The organism is Candidatus Cardinium hertigii, assembly GCF_003176915.1.
GTDB lineage: Bacteria > Bacteroidota > Bacteroidia > Cytophagales > Amoebophilaceae > Cardinium > Cardinium hertigii_A.
In genome coordinates this window covers 1-18,130 of the sequence record NZ_CP029619.1, presented here as the reverse complement: position 1 = coordinate 18,130, position 18,130 = coordinate 1, and the positions used below count along the sequence as shown (strand labels likewise).

The following is an 18,130-nucleotide window of genomic DNA, read 5'->3' as shown; positions in this document are numbered from 1 at the left end:
GAATATAAATTTAAGGGAAGTGATTATCTTATGGACATATGCGCTAGGAAGTAAGCTGTTTATTACAATCCCGTTTACTTCTTAAATATAAAACAAAGAGAACAAAATATGGAAATAACCTACACCTCTTGTCCAAGCCATGCAGATGTTGACTTTTTAACCGATCGGCTTAATCAGGAGGCCCATCCGTTTCAAGCCATTACTCCTTTTGCTTTTTTGTAAAGAAGGCTAAACATGAGTCAATTATAGCTGGGTTAAATGGGCTTCGGATATTTGGCTTGCTGTACATTGACCAACTATGGGTCGACCCTATCTATCGGGGTCAAGGGTTAGGTCGACAATTAATGGAACAAGTAGAGCTACTGGGGCGTAAAGAACAATGTAGTATGCTAACGGTTGCTACCCATGCGCTTGTTAGGCGCACAAAAATTTTATGAAAAACTTGGCTATATGGTCGATTTTGAAAGGCATGGCTATACCAACCAATCCAGTTGTATGTATTTAATGAAAAAATTATGATTGCATTATTATACCATAACGTTCCTTTGCTTATGGTCATAGCCTTCTTGCTATTGACGCTAGCAGTAGGTATTTATTTTCATAAAAAAACAACTACGCTACGGGAATACGCAGTAGGTAATAAAAAATTTGCCACAGCTGCTTTAGTAGCTACCATGCTAGCTACTAAATTTGGAGGGGACGATATGCCACTAGATGTAGAAGAAATTCACAGTCGAGGTATTGACTGGATATTTATAGCTTTATCAACCAGTCTTCCCTTCTTATTGCTTAGCCGTTTGGTATTGCGCATGGGGCCCTTTATGCAGCATCTCTCCATGCCTGAGACGATAGGCAGTGTATATGGTACCTATCCTAGAATAGTTACGGCTTTATCTTGTATCTGTAATTCTATTGCTGGAATATCTATTCAAATTACCGTAATCTCTAAAGCAATTGCAATGTGCATGCAATCATGTGCTCCGCAAACTATACAATATCTGACACTATTCACTACCTTCGTTTTAATCTTCTATTCTTGTTTTGGAGGGATTTCTTCCGTTACCTTTACGGATGTACTACAGTTTATAACTTTTACACTGATCATTCCTTTTTTAGCGATCTTCATGATCCAAAAAATCGACAAGCCCTTTGCCGATACCATTCCTTTTTTACAGAGTCAAACACAATTTCAATTAAGCAGTTTATTCCATTGTAATACCAGCCTAATCTCTATTATTTCCATGGCTTTATCGCTTTTAGTAGTATATATGGAACATTCTAATATACAGCGTATTTATATGGCTTCAGATGTGATACAGGCACAACGGGTTTGCCGTTATGTTAGCATTTTTAGTTTAATTATAACAATTTGTACTATTTTAATTGGTATAGCTGCTTTTATAGCTGCTCCTACTTTGCCCAGCACAGAAATCTGGACCTATATCATGCAACATATTCCGCCCTTCTTTAAAGGATTCCTTGCTATTAGCTTATTGGCTATGTCTATGTCTACGGCTGATTCTGATTTGAATGCTTGTTCCGTTATAGTCAGTCATGATGTATATGCAAGCTTACAAAATATAAGAAGGATGCCTGTTATATCTCCCTTGCTCTTGGCCAGATGTACTACTGTTATAGTAGGTTTAACTGCTATGTTCTTGGCCTTTAAGCATAATAACTTATTAGAATTATTGTGTTTAGTAATTGATTTTTTTGTGCCGATTGTAACCGCTCCTTTTCTCTTGGCTGTGTATGGTTTTCGCGGAAGTTCCCGTACAGCGTTAATCGGGATGGCAACTGGTATAGGCACTATTCTAGCTTGGAATCGGTGGATTGAACCTACAACAGGTATCAACGGCGCTTTCTTGTGCATGCTGGCCAACGGTTTAGCCATGTTAGCCGCCCACTACCTATTACCGCAACCAGTAGGAACCGGCTGGGTGCCTCCTGATAAAATTTATCTACAAAAGCAACAAGAAAAGCAAAGAATTGCGAAGCGTAATAAAAAAGAACGTGCCATTTTTTTTACAAAAGAACATTTAGCCAAGCTGAAACCGAATGCCATTACAACTGTATTTGTAGGGGTTTATCTTATTATAACTAGCTTAGTTAGCAGCTGTTATTACAACGGGCAAACAAAGACAGTATGGGCATGTATCCCCTTTTTTATGTTAGGGGTTGCTCATATAGGCTATGTAGCCTTTTTTGCTAATAAAATCTCAGATAGGGCAATAGGGATCTGTTGGTTTTTTAGTTTGTTAGTTGGATTCCCGCTCCATCTTCTCTTTAGCTGCTTCCTATGCCAAACACTTTTAGTCCCCTTCCTTTTATTTTTTACCCATGGAACAGTTCTATTGTGGACACTTCCGTTCTATTGGAGCCTAAGAGCGCTAGCTATTACGGCAGGGGGTATGCTAATAGCTATTTGCTGTTGTAAAGCAACGGTAATATGCCCTTCCCTCACACTATTATTGTCTATACTAGGGTTTGGCTTACTGCTTTTAATGATCAGTGTTTGGGCAAAAAATAGTATTATACAAAAAGAATCCCGTAATCTTTATTTCCTGCAGAAACAAGCTACACAAGAAGCCTACGAACTAAAAAAGCTAGCCTATAGCGAAGAGCTGCCTATTGCTTCTTCCCAAAGCACCTTAGCCCAGGAGGGAACTATTTTAGAAAAAGCCATCCAAAATGTTACGCAATCTATTGCCTTTGTAGATAGTACCACTCCCTTCCTTAAGGAAGACTTCCAAAGCATCCTAGATAAATTTGCAGAATGGGCCTACTATTTAAAGCAGCGGGCCAAACGCCAGGACCAGCTTCTTTTACAACCGACTGCTATCCCATTAGAAGCGCTTATCGATGCAGGAGAGGTAGCCTACCAAAAAGAAAAAGGCTACTTACCTGGTTTATGGATAGAGGAATCCGTAAATATACCCGATACGCTGCTAGGCGATAGGGAACAGTTGGTACGGCTTCTCTTCCTGGCCCTTAATCATGTAAGGCAATCCAGCGTTTCCTTTCGTTCCACTATTACGTTACAGCTGCAGTCTACCCAACTGCGCTACAAAAAAAGAGAACCGCTTGAAGAAAAAGAATCCCCTGATTGTATTACTTTCCCTGCATTGGCGTTGGTAGTACATACAGAAAATAAACAGATCCCCCTGCCTATCTTACAAACCATATATGACGTGGAAGGTCCTGCCGTTACCCAACCGGTGGTTTCTGCCCTATCTCCGCAAAAGGTAAACCTACACAAAGAAAAGTTAGCATCGATTGTGTATGCGCACTATGGGCTTTTGCTATGGCCCCATGCAGAGCAGCTGGTCTGCCTACTCCCCCTAGATGTAACCCAAGTAAGAGAGGAGATGCTAGCACTTTCCTTGCCGAGGGAAGCGGGTACGCAGGAGGAAGCGTCTATTACGCCCCATGAAAAGACCGCATCGCTCGCACAACTGTCCGCTTTTCATGATTGGGTGCGTTCCTTTGAAAGTATAGATTCTTTCCTTATTGCAGAGATACTGCTCTTACTGCGGCGCTGCTATGGGTTTAAACGGCATGCATCGGGGCAGCTTTTTTATGTACGAGCCGTAGCGATTGCTGAGTGGGTAGCTGCCTGGACAGATGGCCATGCTAAACTGGTTTATGCGACGCTGCTGTATGATTTGGTCCGCTATACCAGACTGCCGCTTTCCTATATCAAAGCCAATTATCCCCTAATCGTCTACTGCTTTGTAGAAAATACAATCGCTATCGATAGCCGGAAGCGTTTAGAGGAATCATTGTTGGCTATTGTTAACCGCTTTAAGGAATCCTTGCAAAAAGAACATATTTCTGTACTCTATGTGAAGCTGGCAGAGCGGTTATATGATTTAAAGCATGCTTTCGGTTACAAAGATCCTGCCGTTGTACAAGCCATGGCCAAAGAAAGCTTAACCATTGATGTGGAGCTGGCCCAGCGCTATGGAGAACCAGGCATGGCGATCCTCTTGAAGCAGGCAGCGGAGGAAGCATTGGCTGGTAATAAGCCTACAGAACCTGAAGGAGGGATGAAGCCTTGATGGCTTTTTAAGGTATATACCTTATATTATAATTTCGGTCATGCTTTTTTACATTATTATTGTATAATACCATACAATTAATGTGCATTACCTGATGTAACGGCTAGTGTAGAAGGTTCTTTTTGAAACAATATTGATACATAAATGTAAATAACTTGGTTTTATAGCTTTATATATTGTATACTTAGCTGTGGTTGAGCTATAGTTGTTGTATCATAGGCTATAGCTGTACAAAACTAATTTTTTGTTATTCACAATGACACTATTCAATAATTTACCCCTTGTAATGGTAATGGCTTTTCTGCTACTGACCTTAGTAGTAGGATTGTATTACAGTAGGAGAGTAACCACTTTTCGGGAATATGCCATAGGCAATAAGCAATTTGCTACGGCTACGCTGGTGGCTACTCTCTTGGCTACTGACTTTGGGGGAGGAGGATTATTGCGTTGCGTAGAAGAGACTTATATACAGGGATTTTCCTGGATTCTATTCTTCCTTTCCACTGCTCTTGGCTACTGGCTGCTCAGTCCTTTACTATTGCGTATGGGGCCTTTTATGCAGCATCTCTCTCTAGCAGAAAGTATAGGTAGCGTCTATGGCAATAAACCCAGGTTTATCACCGCTTTAAGTTCTATCGTATGCCATATATTTTATTTAGCTGCACAAATCATTGCTATGGAGACAGCCATTAAGCAATGTATAGGCTTAAGTGATAGCGGTAATATAGAGGCGATGCAAAAGACCGTTACGGTTATAGCTGCTTTTATACTGATCACGTATTCCATGTTTGGGGGCATTCGTTCCGTTACTTTTACGGATGTACTACAGTTTATAACTTTTACGGCTATTATCCCCTTGCTAGTTTGGTTTATATTTAAAATAACCAACAAGTCAATGGTGCAAGTAATCTCCATTTTGCACAAGGAACCCAAATTTCAGTTGAATAGCTGCTTGTATATGGATAAACTATTGGGGATAGCTGCATTGTTTTTAACTAATCTAACCACTTTTATAGACCCTATCACCATACAAAGAATTTATATGGCCTCTTCACCTATACAGGCTAGAAAATTATTCTTGTATTCTAGTACTTTTGCTATGGTAATAAAAGGGTTTATAACTTTAATAGCACTGTTACTTTTTGTAAAGATGCCTACATTATACAAAGATCAAGTTTGGCCCTATATATTTGAAACCCTTCCCGTTATTTTTAAAGGACTTATTGCGATTAGCATACTAGCTATGGCCATGTCTACAGCTGATTCTATGTTAAATATAGGTTCCATTATGGTAAGCCATGATATAGTAGGTAATATACAAACTACCAAAGTGCTAACAGATAAACATAAACTTGTGTTAGCTAGATTAACCGTCTTAATAATAGGTGTATGTGCCCTACTATTGGTCTTTTGGAAAAGAGATTTATTAAGTTTGTTGTATCTCGCTTTTGATTTTTCTGTCCCTATTATAACAGCCCCTTTCCTCTTGTCGGTGTATGGCTTTCGCGGCAGTTCCCGTACAGCCTTAATCGGTATGGCTACTGGTATAGTAGCTATCCTAGCTTGGAACCGATGTGTTGAACCGATAACTGCTATTAATGGTGCCTTTCCTTCTATGCTGGCCAACGGTTTAGCCATGCTAGCCGCCCACTATTTACTACCGCACCCAGCAGGAACTGGCTGGGTGCCTCCTGATAAGATTTACCAGCAAAGGCAGCAGGAAAAGGCAAGAATCGCAAGACGTAGTAAACAAGAAAGGGATGGAATACCTAGCATAAAAAGAATGTACTGTAAAGAAATTATATAAAAAGACACATAAACAAAATTTTTTTCTATGTTTCAAAATAATAACCTATTGCAAGGAATTTTAGGAAATACACGCAATATCATTCTATGTGCTATTGGACATAATCTACGACTTATCACAAGAAAAAAATTCCTAATATACACATAACCAGTTATAATTTCTGTTATATAACTAAGAATTTCTCTCTCGGAACGATTATACTTATATAATGATCAATTGAAATAGAATCTAACCTGCCATTTGAGTGTGAGAAAAAGGTAGACCGAAAATAAACCTATTGTGTAATAAATACTTCAGAGACGACCACTTAGTATAATTTACTTAAAGATCCATGTATAGCTAGTCCCCTAACTGGATAATGCAATGAAGTGTTATGTTTTGTGTAGCTTTGGCAAGCTGTATTAATTTATCTTCCAGGCTATGGAACTGGTTATGCACTATCGTTGCATTTCCTGTTAGCACCAGCGCTAAATCAATACCTATTTGATTGGCACCCAGGATGTCTGTAGACAGGGTATCACCTATCATAAGGATTCGTTTTTTAGGTATACCAGGTAGTTGATCTAAGACACGTTGGTATATAGCAGGATAAGGTTTTCCTGCATAGATAACCTCTCCCCCCACTGTTTTACTTTTTCAGCAAAATAACCAGCACAATATCTATAGACCCCTTGCTGCATAATACCTATATCGGGACAAGCACCTAGTATAGGAATTTTTCTTATACTAGCAGTCTCTAATACAGGATCCCATTGATTTAAATCTAGGTCAGCTGTTTGGTCACAATACAAAGTGAGCAGCAACAGATCAGCTTTATGTATGTTGGTTGTAAGCATGATTTGTTCGGCATCCATTAAATAGTTGATATCTTCTAGAAGATGGTATATAAATGGATACCTTACCCCCCATAGGTTTGCACTGTTTACAATCATATGGGCAGCTACGCTGCCTGCCGTAATGATTTGCTCTTCGTTAACCGCTAGATGCCACGATTGCAACATAAACAATAAAGCACTTCTCCGTACAGGCGCATTGTAAACAAAGAAAACTTGCTTATTATGTTTAGTAATGTAATTAATGTGTTCTACAACACCAGGATAAGTTTGTGTACCTTCTACAATTACACCCCATATATCAGTTGCCTCTGTTTGTACGGCCTTCTGTAGCAGTTTGTGTAGGGGCCTTTAGTGGTTTATAGTTAGGAAGGGTCCCTCTATCCCAAACAAAACCGAATGCCTATAGGCGTCTCCTCTACCGTTGCTGCCAATGTTTCTACTACAGAAAGACCACCGCTCTTATCAGTAGGACATGCTACCAACGATCGGTATATCAAATCAGCTGTGGTAAGCAGCTTCCCCTCCTGCTCTGGTAAAGGGGCCATAACGTAAAGCTGCTCTTTGGCTCTTGTAAAAGCTACATAAAGCAAATTAAAATTATCTAAGTGTGCTTGCATATGTTCTAGATAATAATCTTGAGCATAATAAGTTGCTTTCAACATCTCACTATAGTGTAAGGGCAATACAGGAAAATAATGAAAAGGCGCCTGCTGATAAGGAGCACACCATAGCAGGGGCCCTTTCTGAGGTATATGATCTAAGTTCCAATTACAAAAAGGAATGATTACTATTTTAAATTCCAAGCCTTTAGCTTGATGTATGGTCATTATCTGTAGCATATCCTCATCCGAATTTACTGGTAATGGAAAGGTTTTCCCCCGTTTTTCCCACCAACTTAAAAAGGCTTGAAGCGTATCGGTCGCTGCTGTATGGCAATAATCTAAAACCATACCTTGAAAAAAAGCTAGCACTGCATTATAGGCTTCTTCTTCCGCAAACAAAATTTTTATAAGCAGCTCAACGCAAGCGTAAAGTGGTAAACTTTGTAAAAAAGCTTTTTGATCCCAAAAAGTTTTGGGCAATACCACTGCTATAGCTGTTACCTCACGGCCCCTCCCTATATAATGATGCCAGTTAATGGGTTCCTGACCTATGTAATTAGAGTAGGTCTGGATCAACGCTATCTTATGCATAAGCTCTTCCGCACTGTTAAGATAATACAAGGCATATATTATTACTTTGACTGCTACATGGTCCCATACCAAAGACCTCGCCTGTGCAGGCATATAACCATCCCTAGCAGCGTACAAACCCCTACATAACTCTTCTACCAGCGCTGCTTCCCTATTGTTTCGAACCAGTAATACAATATCTTTAGCCGCAATAGATCTGTTCTTTAATTTTTTTAACAGATGTATCATTTCTTTTTGTACGCGTAGCTGCCCATTGGGGCGCTCCTTACTTAAAGTATCTAATGGATGGGATTTAAACAATAAAAGTTCTACATAACCTCCTTGCTGTGTAGTAGGCAGCAGCTGTTGTGCGATATCTCCATAGACCCGTTTCATTTGTTCCCACTCATAACGCAAGGGAGCAGCAGCTTCTTTAGCAGATGATAGGGTAACCTCTAGATAACGCATCAGTTGATCCGCTGCCGCACTAAAGAAAGTATTGTTAAAAGATACAATGGCTTTATGGCTACGCCTATTGGTCCTTAACGCATGGACTTTTGTTCCCTCGAATGCTGCTTCTACTTGATGGTTTAAAAGCCTCCAATCACTCCCCCTCCAACGATAAATAGATTGCTTTACATCCCCTACTAATAAATTGTCATATCCTTGAGCTAAACTATTGAGTAAAAGAGGCTTGATATTAACCCATTGAAAAAGAGATAAATCTTGAAATTCATCTATAAGAAAATGGTGGAATTTATTGCCTATTCGCTCATACAGAAAAGGGGTATCATTTTCCTGAATAAACTGATAGAGCAGGGTTGCTATATCCGATAGAAACAATACATTATGCCTACGCCTGTACTGTTCTAATTCTTTTAATAAAGCAGCCATTAAGCCAAAAGAATAAACAAAACGAGCAACTGCTATGGCTGTTCGATAACGGATCCCTTCTGTATCATACAACGCTATTGCCTCCACAAGCAAAGGATGCAACGCATCCGTTATAACCCGTGTGAGCTGTTCATTTTTAGTTGTCCTTTTGGGAATCCAGGAGGCTACAGCAGTAGCAGCTAGGAGGGCACGTTTGGTAGGCGCAAAATCTTTTGTATGGGCTATTTTCCGGAAATAGCCTATAATACCTTTATTCCCATAAGAAAAATCTTCCGGTGCTAGCTTTTCTTGTTCAAGCAAGGCAAGAGCTTTTTTACCTGTTTTCTGCATCTTTTCTTCAAAGAGAAGTAAGTTAGATTGCAAATCTGCTAGAAAATAGGGTAATACATCTTCCTGTTCCAAGGCAGCTAGTAACGCTTTTTCATGCAACTTAAATGATTCCTTATACAAAGTTTTCCCCAACTGCTGGAGCTGCGCTGCTATATGCCAGCGCTTACCCGCCAGTAAATTTTCCAAAGCAAAATCAACCAACCATTTTTGTAGGAGAGGAAGATCAGATTGTAAGAGCAATGCTACACTTTCTTCTAGCGCTAATGCTTCATCCATTTCAACAGCAAAATGCTGTTGTAGGCATAGTTCTTCAGAAAATGATTGAACAATTTTATAGAAAAAACTATCGATTGTAGTAACAGCAAAAGACTCATACTGATAGACCATACGAGACAAGAGCTCTCTGCTTCTTACCTGCAATGGTTCATGGGTCCAACCCATATGGAACAATTCCTTTTGCAAGGCAGTAGCCTCTCCGTTAGCAAGACTATGCAGGGCGGTCATAATCCGTTGCTTCATCTCTCGGGTAGCTTGGTTTGTAAAGGTTACCGCTAGAATATGTTCAAAAGCAGCTGTATCACATAAAGCCCATTTGATATATTGGGTTACCAATGTATGCGTTTTTCCAGCACCAGCAGAAGCACGATAGAGCAATAGGGCAGCCATAGGCATTTATAGGATTAGTTGCGAACACAATGTAACATCTATTTAGGGAACTACCCAGCACAATAGATCTTCCCATAAATCTACTACTATACCTTATACGATTCCCGTAGCAACCAATGCAAAGGCAATACAAACAGCAGCTACAACTGTAATACAACCTGGCAGCATAAAACTGTGGTTAAAAAGGAACCTGCCAATGCGTGTACTGCCTGTAGTATCCAGCTGAATAGCAGCCAATATAGTTGGATAAATGGGAATTATAAATATGCCATTCACTGCTATAACAGAAGCCAATAGTATCTTGGGTGGAATTTGCAATAGCAAACCCAATGGGAACAATGCCTTAATAGTAGCTGCGGAGCTACCCATCAAAGCAGACATCAATAGCAGCATAATAGAAAACTGCCAAGGTTCCGAAAGATATCGTTCAACAAACCGCAACAAGACTTCCTGGTTACATTTTACAAATGTACTGCTCAACCAAGCAGTACCCAAAAGGGAAAACATGCCCTGTACGCCAGTCATAAATGCCTTGCCTTGGATAATAGATTTGGGGGAAATACGATAGATCAACATGATCAGGCAGGCAGTGGACAGCATCATCAACGAAAGAAGCACCTCATCAGAAAGGGGTAGCTGGATAGCATTTACCTCCCAAGTAGGCCGCAATGTTTTAAAAGAACTTATGAAAAGAATAGAGAGGCTCCCAAGTACAAACAAAAGAATAGATCCTTGAGCCATTTTTCTATTGCTACAGGCAAGAGAAGAGGGATTAACAGGGGTAGTAGGAGCTGCTGTTTTATTTTCCACAGCAGCGGGCATGGCTGGCATTTTGCTGCTCAATTGACTGATTAGGCAAGCTGCTATGCCTATTCCCCCCATAGTGGAAGGAATTAAGATTTTACAAATGGTCACCATATCTATGCCATAACCCGTTAAAAAACCTGTTAAAGTAGCCATAATAGCAGATATAGGGCTAGCCAATGCACCATGCATGGCAGCAATAACAGAAAGGGAAAGAGGACGCTCTGGGCGAATCCCTATTTCTTTGGATACCTCTGCAATAACTGGTAAAATAGAATAAGCTATATGATTGGTACCACCTAAAAAGGTAATGACATAGGTTACGGCAGGGCTAATATATAGGATTCTCTGAGGGTATTTACGGATGCATGACTCAGCCAATTGTACCAAATAATGTAACCCACCTGCTGCCTCTACTGTACCTACTGCTGTAAGTACCGCAGCAATACAAAGTATAACCGGGAAAGGCGGATCTGCTGGAACAGCATTAAAAAGCAGCATATAGCTCAATATGCCTAGACTTCCTATCATACTCATACTCATCCCCTGTAGACGAGAACCAAGAAACAAAGCCAGCAACAATATCCCTAATCCTACTAGAAACATTTACGTAATGTAACAAATAATAAACGCTAGCTATCCAGCTTAGCTAACAAAAAAACCAATTCCACTTTGCGCATAAAAAAACAGCTCCATAAGAGCTGCGTATATAAGATAAAAAAGTATTTTAATAATTATCTTACCATAACCCCCTTTGCAACCATTTCTATAAATCTTCCTAATTGAGTAGTATAAAGAACATATAGGCAACTAAATACAAAAGTTAGCTAAGCGCAGGGAGGCTTTCCTTCATCCTATGTAACTAGGTAGAATAGAAGCTCCCTGCGCTGTGTATCGTAGCATTGACTATGTATTCCCTTCAACATCTTCCGAATTACCAACCGTTATTCCGTTTTTATACTGCTGCTGCTGTTGCTTTTTTTGCTGCTTTTTCTCTTTCTTTTTCTTGTTTTTTCACTGCTTGTTTATCTATTTTTTCTTTTTTTTCTCTTTCTTTTTTGCTGCTTTCTCTGCTTCTTTATCTATTTTTTCTTGTTTTTCTCTTTCTTGTTTTGCTGCTTTTTCTTGTTTTTCTCTTTCTTGTTTTGCTGCTTTCTCTTGTTTTTCTCTTTCTTGTTTTGCTGCTTTCTCTTGTTTTTTCACTGCTTGTTTATCTATTTTTTCTCCTTTTGCTGTACCACAAGAAGACTTTAATGTATCTTCAGAAGATACAGACTTGTTCTCTTTCAACCAAGAAGTTCTTTTTGGCTTAGTTATTGTATTTGGGGATGCTGCCTTCTCCATTTCATCCTCCCCTGATACTTTTTCATTGTCTTCATTGTCATTGAGAGAAGACTCCGAAGATGAGGTAGATGATGAGGGCTCAGCATTTTCAATTAATACCGCTGCATTAGTTGAAAGGGGTGGATCAACTGATGCAGTAGGCTCCCCTTTAGGAGTAGGGGTAATATTTGCTTTAGCACCATCTATGGGAACTAATTGCTTTGATAAGGAATTAGATCCAGATCCACCATTCTCCTGCATATGGGATGACTCCCTCTCTAAAGAATTTGAAGATGGGGTAGATGATGAGGGCTCAGCATTTTCAATTGATACCGCTGCATTAGTTGAAAGGGGTGGATGAACTGATGCAGTAGGATCCCCTTTAGGAGTAGGGGTAATATTTGCTTTAGCACCACCTATGGAAGCTAATTGCTTTGATAAGGAATTAGATCCAGATCCACCATTCTCCTGCATATGGGATGACTCCCCCTCTAAAGAATTTGAAGATGGGGTAAATGATGAGGCCTCAGCATTTCCAATTGATACCGCTGCATTAGTTGAAAGGGGTGGATGAACTGATGCAGTAGGAGGCTCCTTAAGAACAGAACTAGAAGGAGATGCGCTACCTCCACCTGAACACTTATTTACTTCACTTGGAGAAGGTTTCGAAGTTGATGTAGGTGATGTAGGTGGTGTAAATAGAGGGGGAGGTGGTGTAAATAGAGGGGGAGAGGAACGTTTGCTGTTTTTTGTACTTGAAGAAGAACAAGAATCAGCATACAACAACAAATGACTAAATAAACAGATCGTAACTGTTTTTTTATTAAAAAAATTTTTCGAATTCATTATATAATATAATTTTGTTTAATTAGCTACTTGCATGGTTGCGTTTACTAATTCAATAACGGAATCTCTTGCTTTACTAAGCGCTAAAATTAGCTTGGTATAAGCCATACAAAATGGTTACCTCCTGTTTTATCATCTCTCCCTTACTATTCGCATGGATGTAACTATGCCAGCATAAAGCGTTAGCAGCCTACCTTAAAAGTATATGATTAAATAACATTCAGATACAGTAAATAAATAAGAAATAAAACGCATTAAAACAAGTTTTTACACTTTCACCAGCTTATAACTTTTATAGGGTGATACCTCAAAAAAGTGGTAGATTTTAATTTTAACCTTAATCATCTCATTCACTATCAGGTCTGATAGGTTCCTCATTGCTAGAATTATCTTCTTCTGTATAGCCCTGAAAATGTTCTTTTACTCTATCCATAAGCTTTACAGCTACGCTATTTTTAGAGCCTTCATTTCCTGTTTCACACCCTTTATTTTGTAGGACAACTTTTTTCAGCTTTACTTTCCGAAAAGGCATGACTATGATCGATTTCAATGATAAACAAGCATTACTATTCAGAAAACATCTATTAAGAAGAAGGGATGAGGGACGAAGTGGACGAATCCCTATTTTTTGGCAATGAATGATAAAAGTTAGCTAGGCAGCAGGGGAAAGCTATCCATTCTATGTAATGAGATAAAACGAATAGCTTCATGCATTGTTTGCCAACGTATTATTGACTATCTGTTCCCTGCAGGAATCTTTAGATTTACCGTTGTTATGTGCTTTCTGCTTTTGCTGCTGCTTCTGCTGCTTTTGCTGCTGCTTTTGCTGCTGCTTCTGCTGCTTCTGCTGCTGCTTCTGCTGCTTCATTCGCTGCGTTTCTTGCTTTTGTTGCTGCTGCTTCATCCGCTGCCTCTTTTGCTTCTTCCGCTGCTGCTGCTGCTTTTGCTGCTTCCGTTTCTGCTTTTGCTGCTGCTTCTGCTGCTTTTGCTGCTGCTTCTGCTGCTTCTGCTGCTTCTGCTGCTTCTGCTGATACTGTTCCTGCTACTTCCGTTGCTGCTTCTGCTGATTTTTTTGCTTCATTCGCTGATACTCTTGCTTTATCCGCTGATACTTTTGCTTCTTTTCCGATGCTTTGAAGAAACAAAGAGTTTTTTTTAATTTGATCTCCTGTGTTGGGGATGCTTTCTGGTGTTCCGCTTGCACCAGTTGTTGTTTTTTTTATTCTTACAATGACAGGTTTAGTTACGCGCAATTGATCAGGTGATGGTGGCGGTGGTGGTGATGGTATCAATGATGATGGCGGTGGTGGTGGTAATATTAATGGCACTGGTTGTGGCGGTGGTAATGATACAGAAGATACATTATTATTTACATCTGATAGAGAAAGAGAAATACTCTCTTCACCTGTACTTAAACACTCAGATGATGTAGAAGAAGATGGTGGTGGTGCTATTGGTGTACTTCCGTTTCTCCCCTTACAATTACAATGATGCAAATTCAAATCAGCAGGAGGTGAACTACTTAAAGTATTATTTATTAACGGCAGATGGGGTGGGTTATTAGGGTATACACTAGCTGATTGAGCAGAAGCGCTCCCTCTACTTGCACTTAAACAAGGATTCGGAGACTGCACAGATGATGTAGAAGAAGGTGGTACTGATGATGGTGGAGATGGTGGAGATGGCGGTACACTATTTTCAGTTGATACAACTGTTTTAACCGGCCCAACCACTATGCTAGGAGGTGGATCAGTACGTAGAACGTTTTTGTTTACAGCTGGAGCCGAACAAGCGTCCGCATACAGCAACAAATGGCTAAATAAACAGACTGTAATTGCTTTTTTTTTATTGTAATAATCTTGGTTGTTCATTGTAATGCGTTTTTGTTTTATTTTATTTATTATTATTAATTATAGGGTTACGTTTGTTAATTGAATAACTGTATAACTTGTTTTATAAAAACCAAGATTAGCTGCATATAAGCTATGCAAGCAGCTACCATACTATAAGCCACGCTAACATACTAAAACATAGATAGCTATGTAAGCCAGTGAAATACTATCCATCCTTACTAAAAGAAAGTATAAGCCTAATAAATAAGTAAAAAATAAATTGTATTAAACAAATCCTTTAAGCTGTTACCTAACGTATAGTTTATACATAGGAACACCTTGCAATAGCGTTAATTCTTGCTTCCCGTTTCCATTTTAGTACCTAATTACGCTATTTTTAATTTTTAACTTTAATCCCATTCACGCTCATCTCTAAGTTTCTCTTCTTCAGGGTCTTCTTCATCGCTAGAACTGGGCATTTTTTTAATCGTCTTCTTCATCTTCTTCATCGCATTCTCCTCACTTGGCTGTGGTTCTTTGACCGAATCCCCCTCACTTGGCTGTGTTTCTTTGACGAATTCCACCTCTCCATTTTCTTTTACTTTCCATCTCCTTGTTTTTTTTAGGGACTTCCCTTCTTGAATATCACTTAAAAGATTATTTATTTGTTCATTAAGCACAGCGTTAATAGGAGGTGCGCTATTCGAAGTACTACTTCTTCCTTGAACTACTCTAGCTACTTGGCTAGAAGAGGCCCCTCCTGCTCCCGTTTTGCTAGAAATAACACCATTTTTTACCTGATTCCCATTATCTAATCCACTTTCAGTAGCTTTCATAGCAACCAAAGAAACATCTTCGCTGTCATCTTCGCTGTCATCTTCGCTGTCATCTTCGCTATCATCGTAACCAGAATCATTGCGTCTCTTATACATTGCTTTTATTAATTCAGCTTGTAGATCTGCGTTTTCTTTACTTAACCTTGAAATAGGAGATGCGCTATTCGAAGTACTACTTAGCAACCCTTCTGTTCTCCTTTTGCTAGGGGTGACATCACTTTGTGTTGGTTTAGGTGGCAGAGTAGGACCCTTTTTCTGTATTACCCCCTCTCTTTCGTTTTTATTTTCTATTTCTTTTAAAAGAAGCTCTTTTTTCTTCTCTACTAAAGGTAATTCAGATAGAAACTCATTATTGCCAGTTGATACCGCTGCTCCAGCTGGTCCAACCGCTATATGATGGAAAAGTACCTTAGGAGCAGGACTAGCAGGATATACGCTACATCTATCTGCACTTTTACCTGCTTTATTTAGCAAAATCCCAGAAGGTTGTATAGATGATACAGGAGTAGATGGTGGTAGTGGTAGGCTCTTTCCAGTTGATACAGTTGTCCCAACTGCTACAGCTTCCCCAGCTATTTTGCTAGGCAACGCATTACTAACAAAGCGCTGGCTATTTCTTATACTTGGAGATGAACAAGAATGCCCACAAAATAACAAATAACTAAATAAACGGACTACAATTACTTTTTTACTACAATAATCTTGATTATTCATTATATAATGGAATTTTATTTACTCCTATCACGCATATGGGCTACACTTACCAACCAAATAACTGTTATAATATAACTTACTATAAGAACTAAGATTAGCTGCTTAAGCCATGCAAGTGGCTACCACACTATAAGCCACGCTAACATCCTAGAACATAGATAGATAGCTAGCCAGCCCGTGAAAACACTATCCATCCCTTATTTAAGAATATAAGCCTAATAAATAAATAAAAAATAAAATGCATTAAAACAAATCTTTTAAAGCAGTTACCTGGATTTATAACTTTTTATAAAGGATGGTTATGATCTATTATGTATTATGTATCACTTGATAACCCAATAACCGCGTTGCCTTTCTTTTAAGTTGTTACTATCCTATGTAGGGTTTCTAGCTTTGCTTTCAGGGCGAAAACAATAATAATATACTTAATCCTATAGTTGTTAATTGCTCCGCTTGGCTATTGCTAGGTTTTAGGATATGTAGACTTTTGTTTGAGCAAATCATCTAACGGGGAGAGCAGTGGGCCTGCATAAGCTATATAAAATAGTTACACGCTATAGCCCTATGCCTAAACATATAATATAGCTTAGATAGTTATGCCAACACAGCCTATAAGCATTGCATCGCTGCTATTGTTTGCATTTTATTTTTTCTTCAATTGCTGCATATAGCCGTGCATAATGGGCATCTGTTTGTAAACGTTCCTCTACTACCTGTAAAGCATGCATAACTGTCGTATGATCTCTCCCTCCAAAATAAGCACCTATGGATTTTAAGGAATGGGCAGTATACTTTTTAATTAAATGCATGGCTACTTGTCTGGCCGCTACATTTTCTTTTTTACGCGACTTGCTTGTAAGTGCTTCCAAGGAAATAGGATAGCTTGCAGCAACTTTCTGCTGAATGGATTCAATAGTAGCTTCAACCGTAGGCGCATGCTGTACAATGTGCTTCAACACTTGCTGAGCAAGCGCTACATTGAGATCTTGCTTGCCCAATGAGGCATGCGCCATAAGTGAAATTAATACACCCTCTAGTTCACGCACATTGGTATCAACATGCTGGGCAATATAGTAAATTAAATCCGAAGGAAACGTAATCCCATCTGCTATCATCTTGCTCTCTATGATGGCTACACGAGTCTCAAAATCAGGCCGTTGTAAATCTGCTGTCAACCCCCATTTAAATCTAGAAAGAAGCCGCTCTTGCAATCCCTTCAAATTGCGCGGTGCTGCATCACTCGTTATGACAATCTGTTTCTTTAATTGATGTAAATGGTTAAAAATATGGAAAAAAAACTCTTGCGTTTTTTCTTTGCCTGATAAGAATTGTATATCATCTAGGATAAATAAATCCACCGTTAAATATTGTGCGGTAAAGGAATGTATTTGGTTGCCGCGCAAAGCCTCTATAAATTGCGCAGTAAGCTTTTCCGAAGCAGTATAAACTATTTTTTTATCTGGAAAAGCAGACTGAACAGCATGACCAATGGCTTGTGCTATATGGGTCTTCCCTAACCCTACCCCCCCATAAATCATAAGTGGATTAAAAGCAGTCTCACCTGGCTGTTTGGCCACAGCTTGTGCAGCAGATTTAGCAAGCTGATTGCAGCTTCCCTCTATTAAATTATCAAAAAGATAATTGGGGTTTAATTGTAATAATTCATTATTAGAAGCCAAAGCTGGTATGCTTCGAGGAGCAGGCCCTGGATAAGTAGGCAAATTTATCAGTAATGGTTTCTGCCTTTTATTGCCTTTGTCAATAACAACAGCATAGGCTAATTTGCCCGTAGGACCTAACTCTTGACGTACCGCCTGCTTTAATAGGGATAGATGATGCTCCTCTAACCACTCATAAAAAAATTGACTGGGAACTTGAATGGTCAGTACATTATCCTTAAAATGCTTCGCCACAATAGGCGTGAACCAGGTTTGATAGGTTTGCTCACTAACCTGATTCCGAATATACAACAGACACCTATCCCAAATAACCTTACTCTCTGTATGCAT

The 18,130-nt window shown here is 39.3% G+C and carries 11 protein-coding genes and 1 pseudogene; 3 read left to right on the top strand and 9 right to left on the bottom strand.

Going from position 1 to position 18,130, the window contains the following annotated elements:
- Positions 1-236 precede the first annotated feature (236 nt).
- The 3 genes and pseudogenes from DK880_RS05625 to DK880_RS00055 all read left to right on the top strand — a co-directional run.
- Positions 237-437 (top strand): annotated as a pseudogene (locus DK880_RS05625) (GNAT family N-acetyltransferase); the annotation flags it as partial.
- Positions 438-515: 78 nt separating this feature from the next.
- Positions 516-4,061: a sodium:solute symporter family transporter gene (locus DK880_RS00060; RefSeq protein ID WP_162534044.1), complete on the top strand. Its 3,546-nt coding sequence runs from the start codon at positions 516-518 to the stop codon at positions 4,059-4,061.
- A gap of 256 nt (positions 4,062-4,317) precedes the next feature.
- Positions 4,318-5,868 carry a sodium:solute symporter family protein gene (locus tag DK880_RS00055; RefSeq protein WP_109996823.1) on the top strand — a complete coding sequence of 517 codons (1,551 nt, stop codon included), beginning with the start codon at positions 4,318-4,320 and terminating at the stop codon, positions 5,866-5,868.
- A gap of 339 nt (positions 5,869-6,207) precedes the next feature.
- Here DK880_RS00055 and DK880_RS00050 read toward each other — a convergent pair whose 3' ends face one another.
- From DK880_RS00050 to dnaA, 9 genes are all read right to left on the bottom strand, one after another.
- The gene (locus DK880_RS00050) at positions 6,208-6,492 is read right to left on the bottom strand and encodes an HAD-IA family hydrolase (RefSeq protein ID WP_109996822.1); all 285 of its coding nucleotides are present in this window, start codon (positions 6,490-6,492) and stop codon (positions 6,208-6,210) included.
- The gene (locus DK880_RS00045; protein ID WP_262494597.1) at positions 6,432-7,001 is read right to left on the bottom strand and encodes a TIGR01459 family HAD-type hydrolase; all 570 of its coding nucleotides are present in this window, start codon (positions 6,999-7,001) and stop codon (positions 6,432-6,434) included. The genes DK880_RS00050 and DK880_RS00045 overlap by 61 nt, the downstream gene beginning before the upstream one ends.
- 80 nt (positions 7,002-7,081) lie before the next feature.
- Positions 7,082-9,772 carry a UvrD-helicase domain-containing protein gene (locus tag DK880_RS00040; RefSeq protein ID WP_109996820.1) on the bottom strand — a complete coding sequence of 897 codons (2,691 nt, stop codon included), beginning with the start codon at positions 9,770-9,772 and terminating at the stop codon, positions 7,082-7,084.
- 87 nt (positions 9,773-9,859) lie between these two features.
- On the bottom strand, positions 9,860-11,176 hold the full coding sequence (locus tag DK880_RS00035) for an anaerobic C4-dicarboxylate transporter family protein (protein WP_109996819.1): 1,317 nt from the start codon (positions 11,174-11,176) through the stop codon (positions 9,860-9,862).
- A 423-nt stretch (positions 11,177-11,599) separates the two neighbouring features.
- Positions 11,600-12,739: a hypothetical protein gene (locus tag DK880_RS05055; protein WP_162534043.1), complete on the bottom strand. Its 1,140-nt coding sequence runs from the start codon at positions 12,737-12,739 to the stop codon at positions 11,600-11,602.
- Between the two features lie 346 nt (positions 12,740-13,085).
- Entirely contained in the window at positions 13,086-13,289 is a 204-nt protein-coding gene (locus DK880_RS00020; protein ID WP_162534042.1) for a hypothetical protein, read from the bottom strand.
- 223 nt (positions 13,290-13,512) lie between these two features.
- On the bottom strand, positions 13,513-14,610 hold the full coding sequence (locus tag DK880_RS05050) for a hypothetical protein (protein ID WP_162534041.1): 1,098 nt from the start codon (positions 14,608-14,610) through the stop codon (positions 13,513-13,515).
- A 371-nt stretch (positions 14,611-14,981) separates the two neighbouring features.
- Positions 14,982-16,121 carry a hypothetical protein gene (locus tag DK880_RS00010; RefSeq protein WP_109996814.1) on the bottom strand — a complete coding sequence of 380 codons (1,140 nt, stop codon included), beginning with the start codon at positions 16,119-16,121 and terminating at the stop codon, positions 14,982-14,984.
- 629 nt (positions 16,122-16,750) lie between these two features.
- Positions 16,751-18,130: a chromosomal replication initiator protein DnaA gene (dnaA, locus tag DK880_RS00005; protein WP_109996813.1), complete on the bottom strand. Its 1,380-nt coding sequence runs from the start codon at positions 18,128-18,130 to the stop codon at positions 16,751-16,753.

Bases quoted from the DNA above. Each gene is read 5' to 3' on its own strand.
- DK880_RS00060 (WP_162534044.1), top strand. From the start codon at position 516: ATGATTGCATTATTATACCATAACGTTCCTTTGCTTATGGTCATAGCC.
- DK880_RS00055 (WP_109996823.1), top strand. From the start codon at position 4,318: ATGACACTATTCAATAATTTACCCCTTGTAATGGTAATGGCTTTTCTG.
- DK880_RS00040 (WP_109996820.1), bottom strand. From the start codon at position 9,772: ATGCCTATGGCTGCCCTATTGCTCTATCGTGCTTCTGCTGGTGCTGGA.
- DK880_RS00035 (WP_109996819.1), bottom strand. From the start codon at position 11,176: ATGTTTCTAGTAGGATTAGGGATATTGTTGCTGGCTTTGTTTCTTGGT.
- DK880_RS05055 (WP_162534043.1), bottom strand. From the start codon at position 12,739: ATGAATTCGAAAAATTTTTTTAATAAAAAAACAGTTACGATCTGTTTA.
- DK880_RS05050 (WP_162534041.1), bottom strand. From the start codon at position 14,610: ATGAACAACCAAGATTATTACAATAAAAAAAAAGCAATTACAGTCTGT.
- DK880_RS00010 (WP_109996814.1), bottom strand. From the start codon at position 16,121: ATGAATAATCAAGATTATTGTAGTAAAAAAGTAATTGTAGTCCGTTTA.
- dnaA (WP_109996813.1), bottom strand. From the start codon at position 18,130: ATGCATACAGAGAGTAAGGTTATTTGGGATAGGTGTCTGTTGTATATT.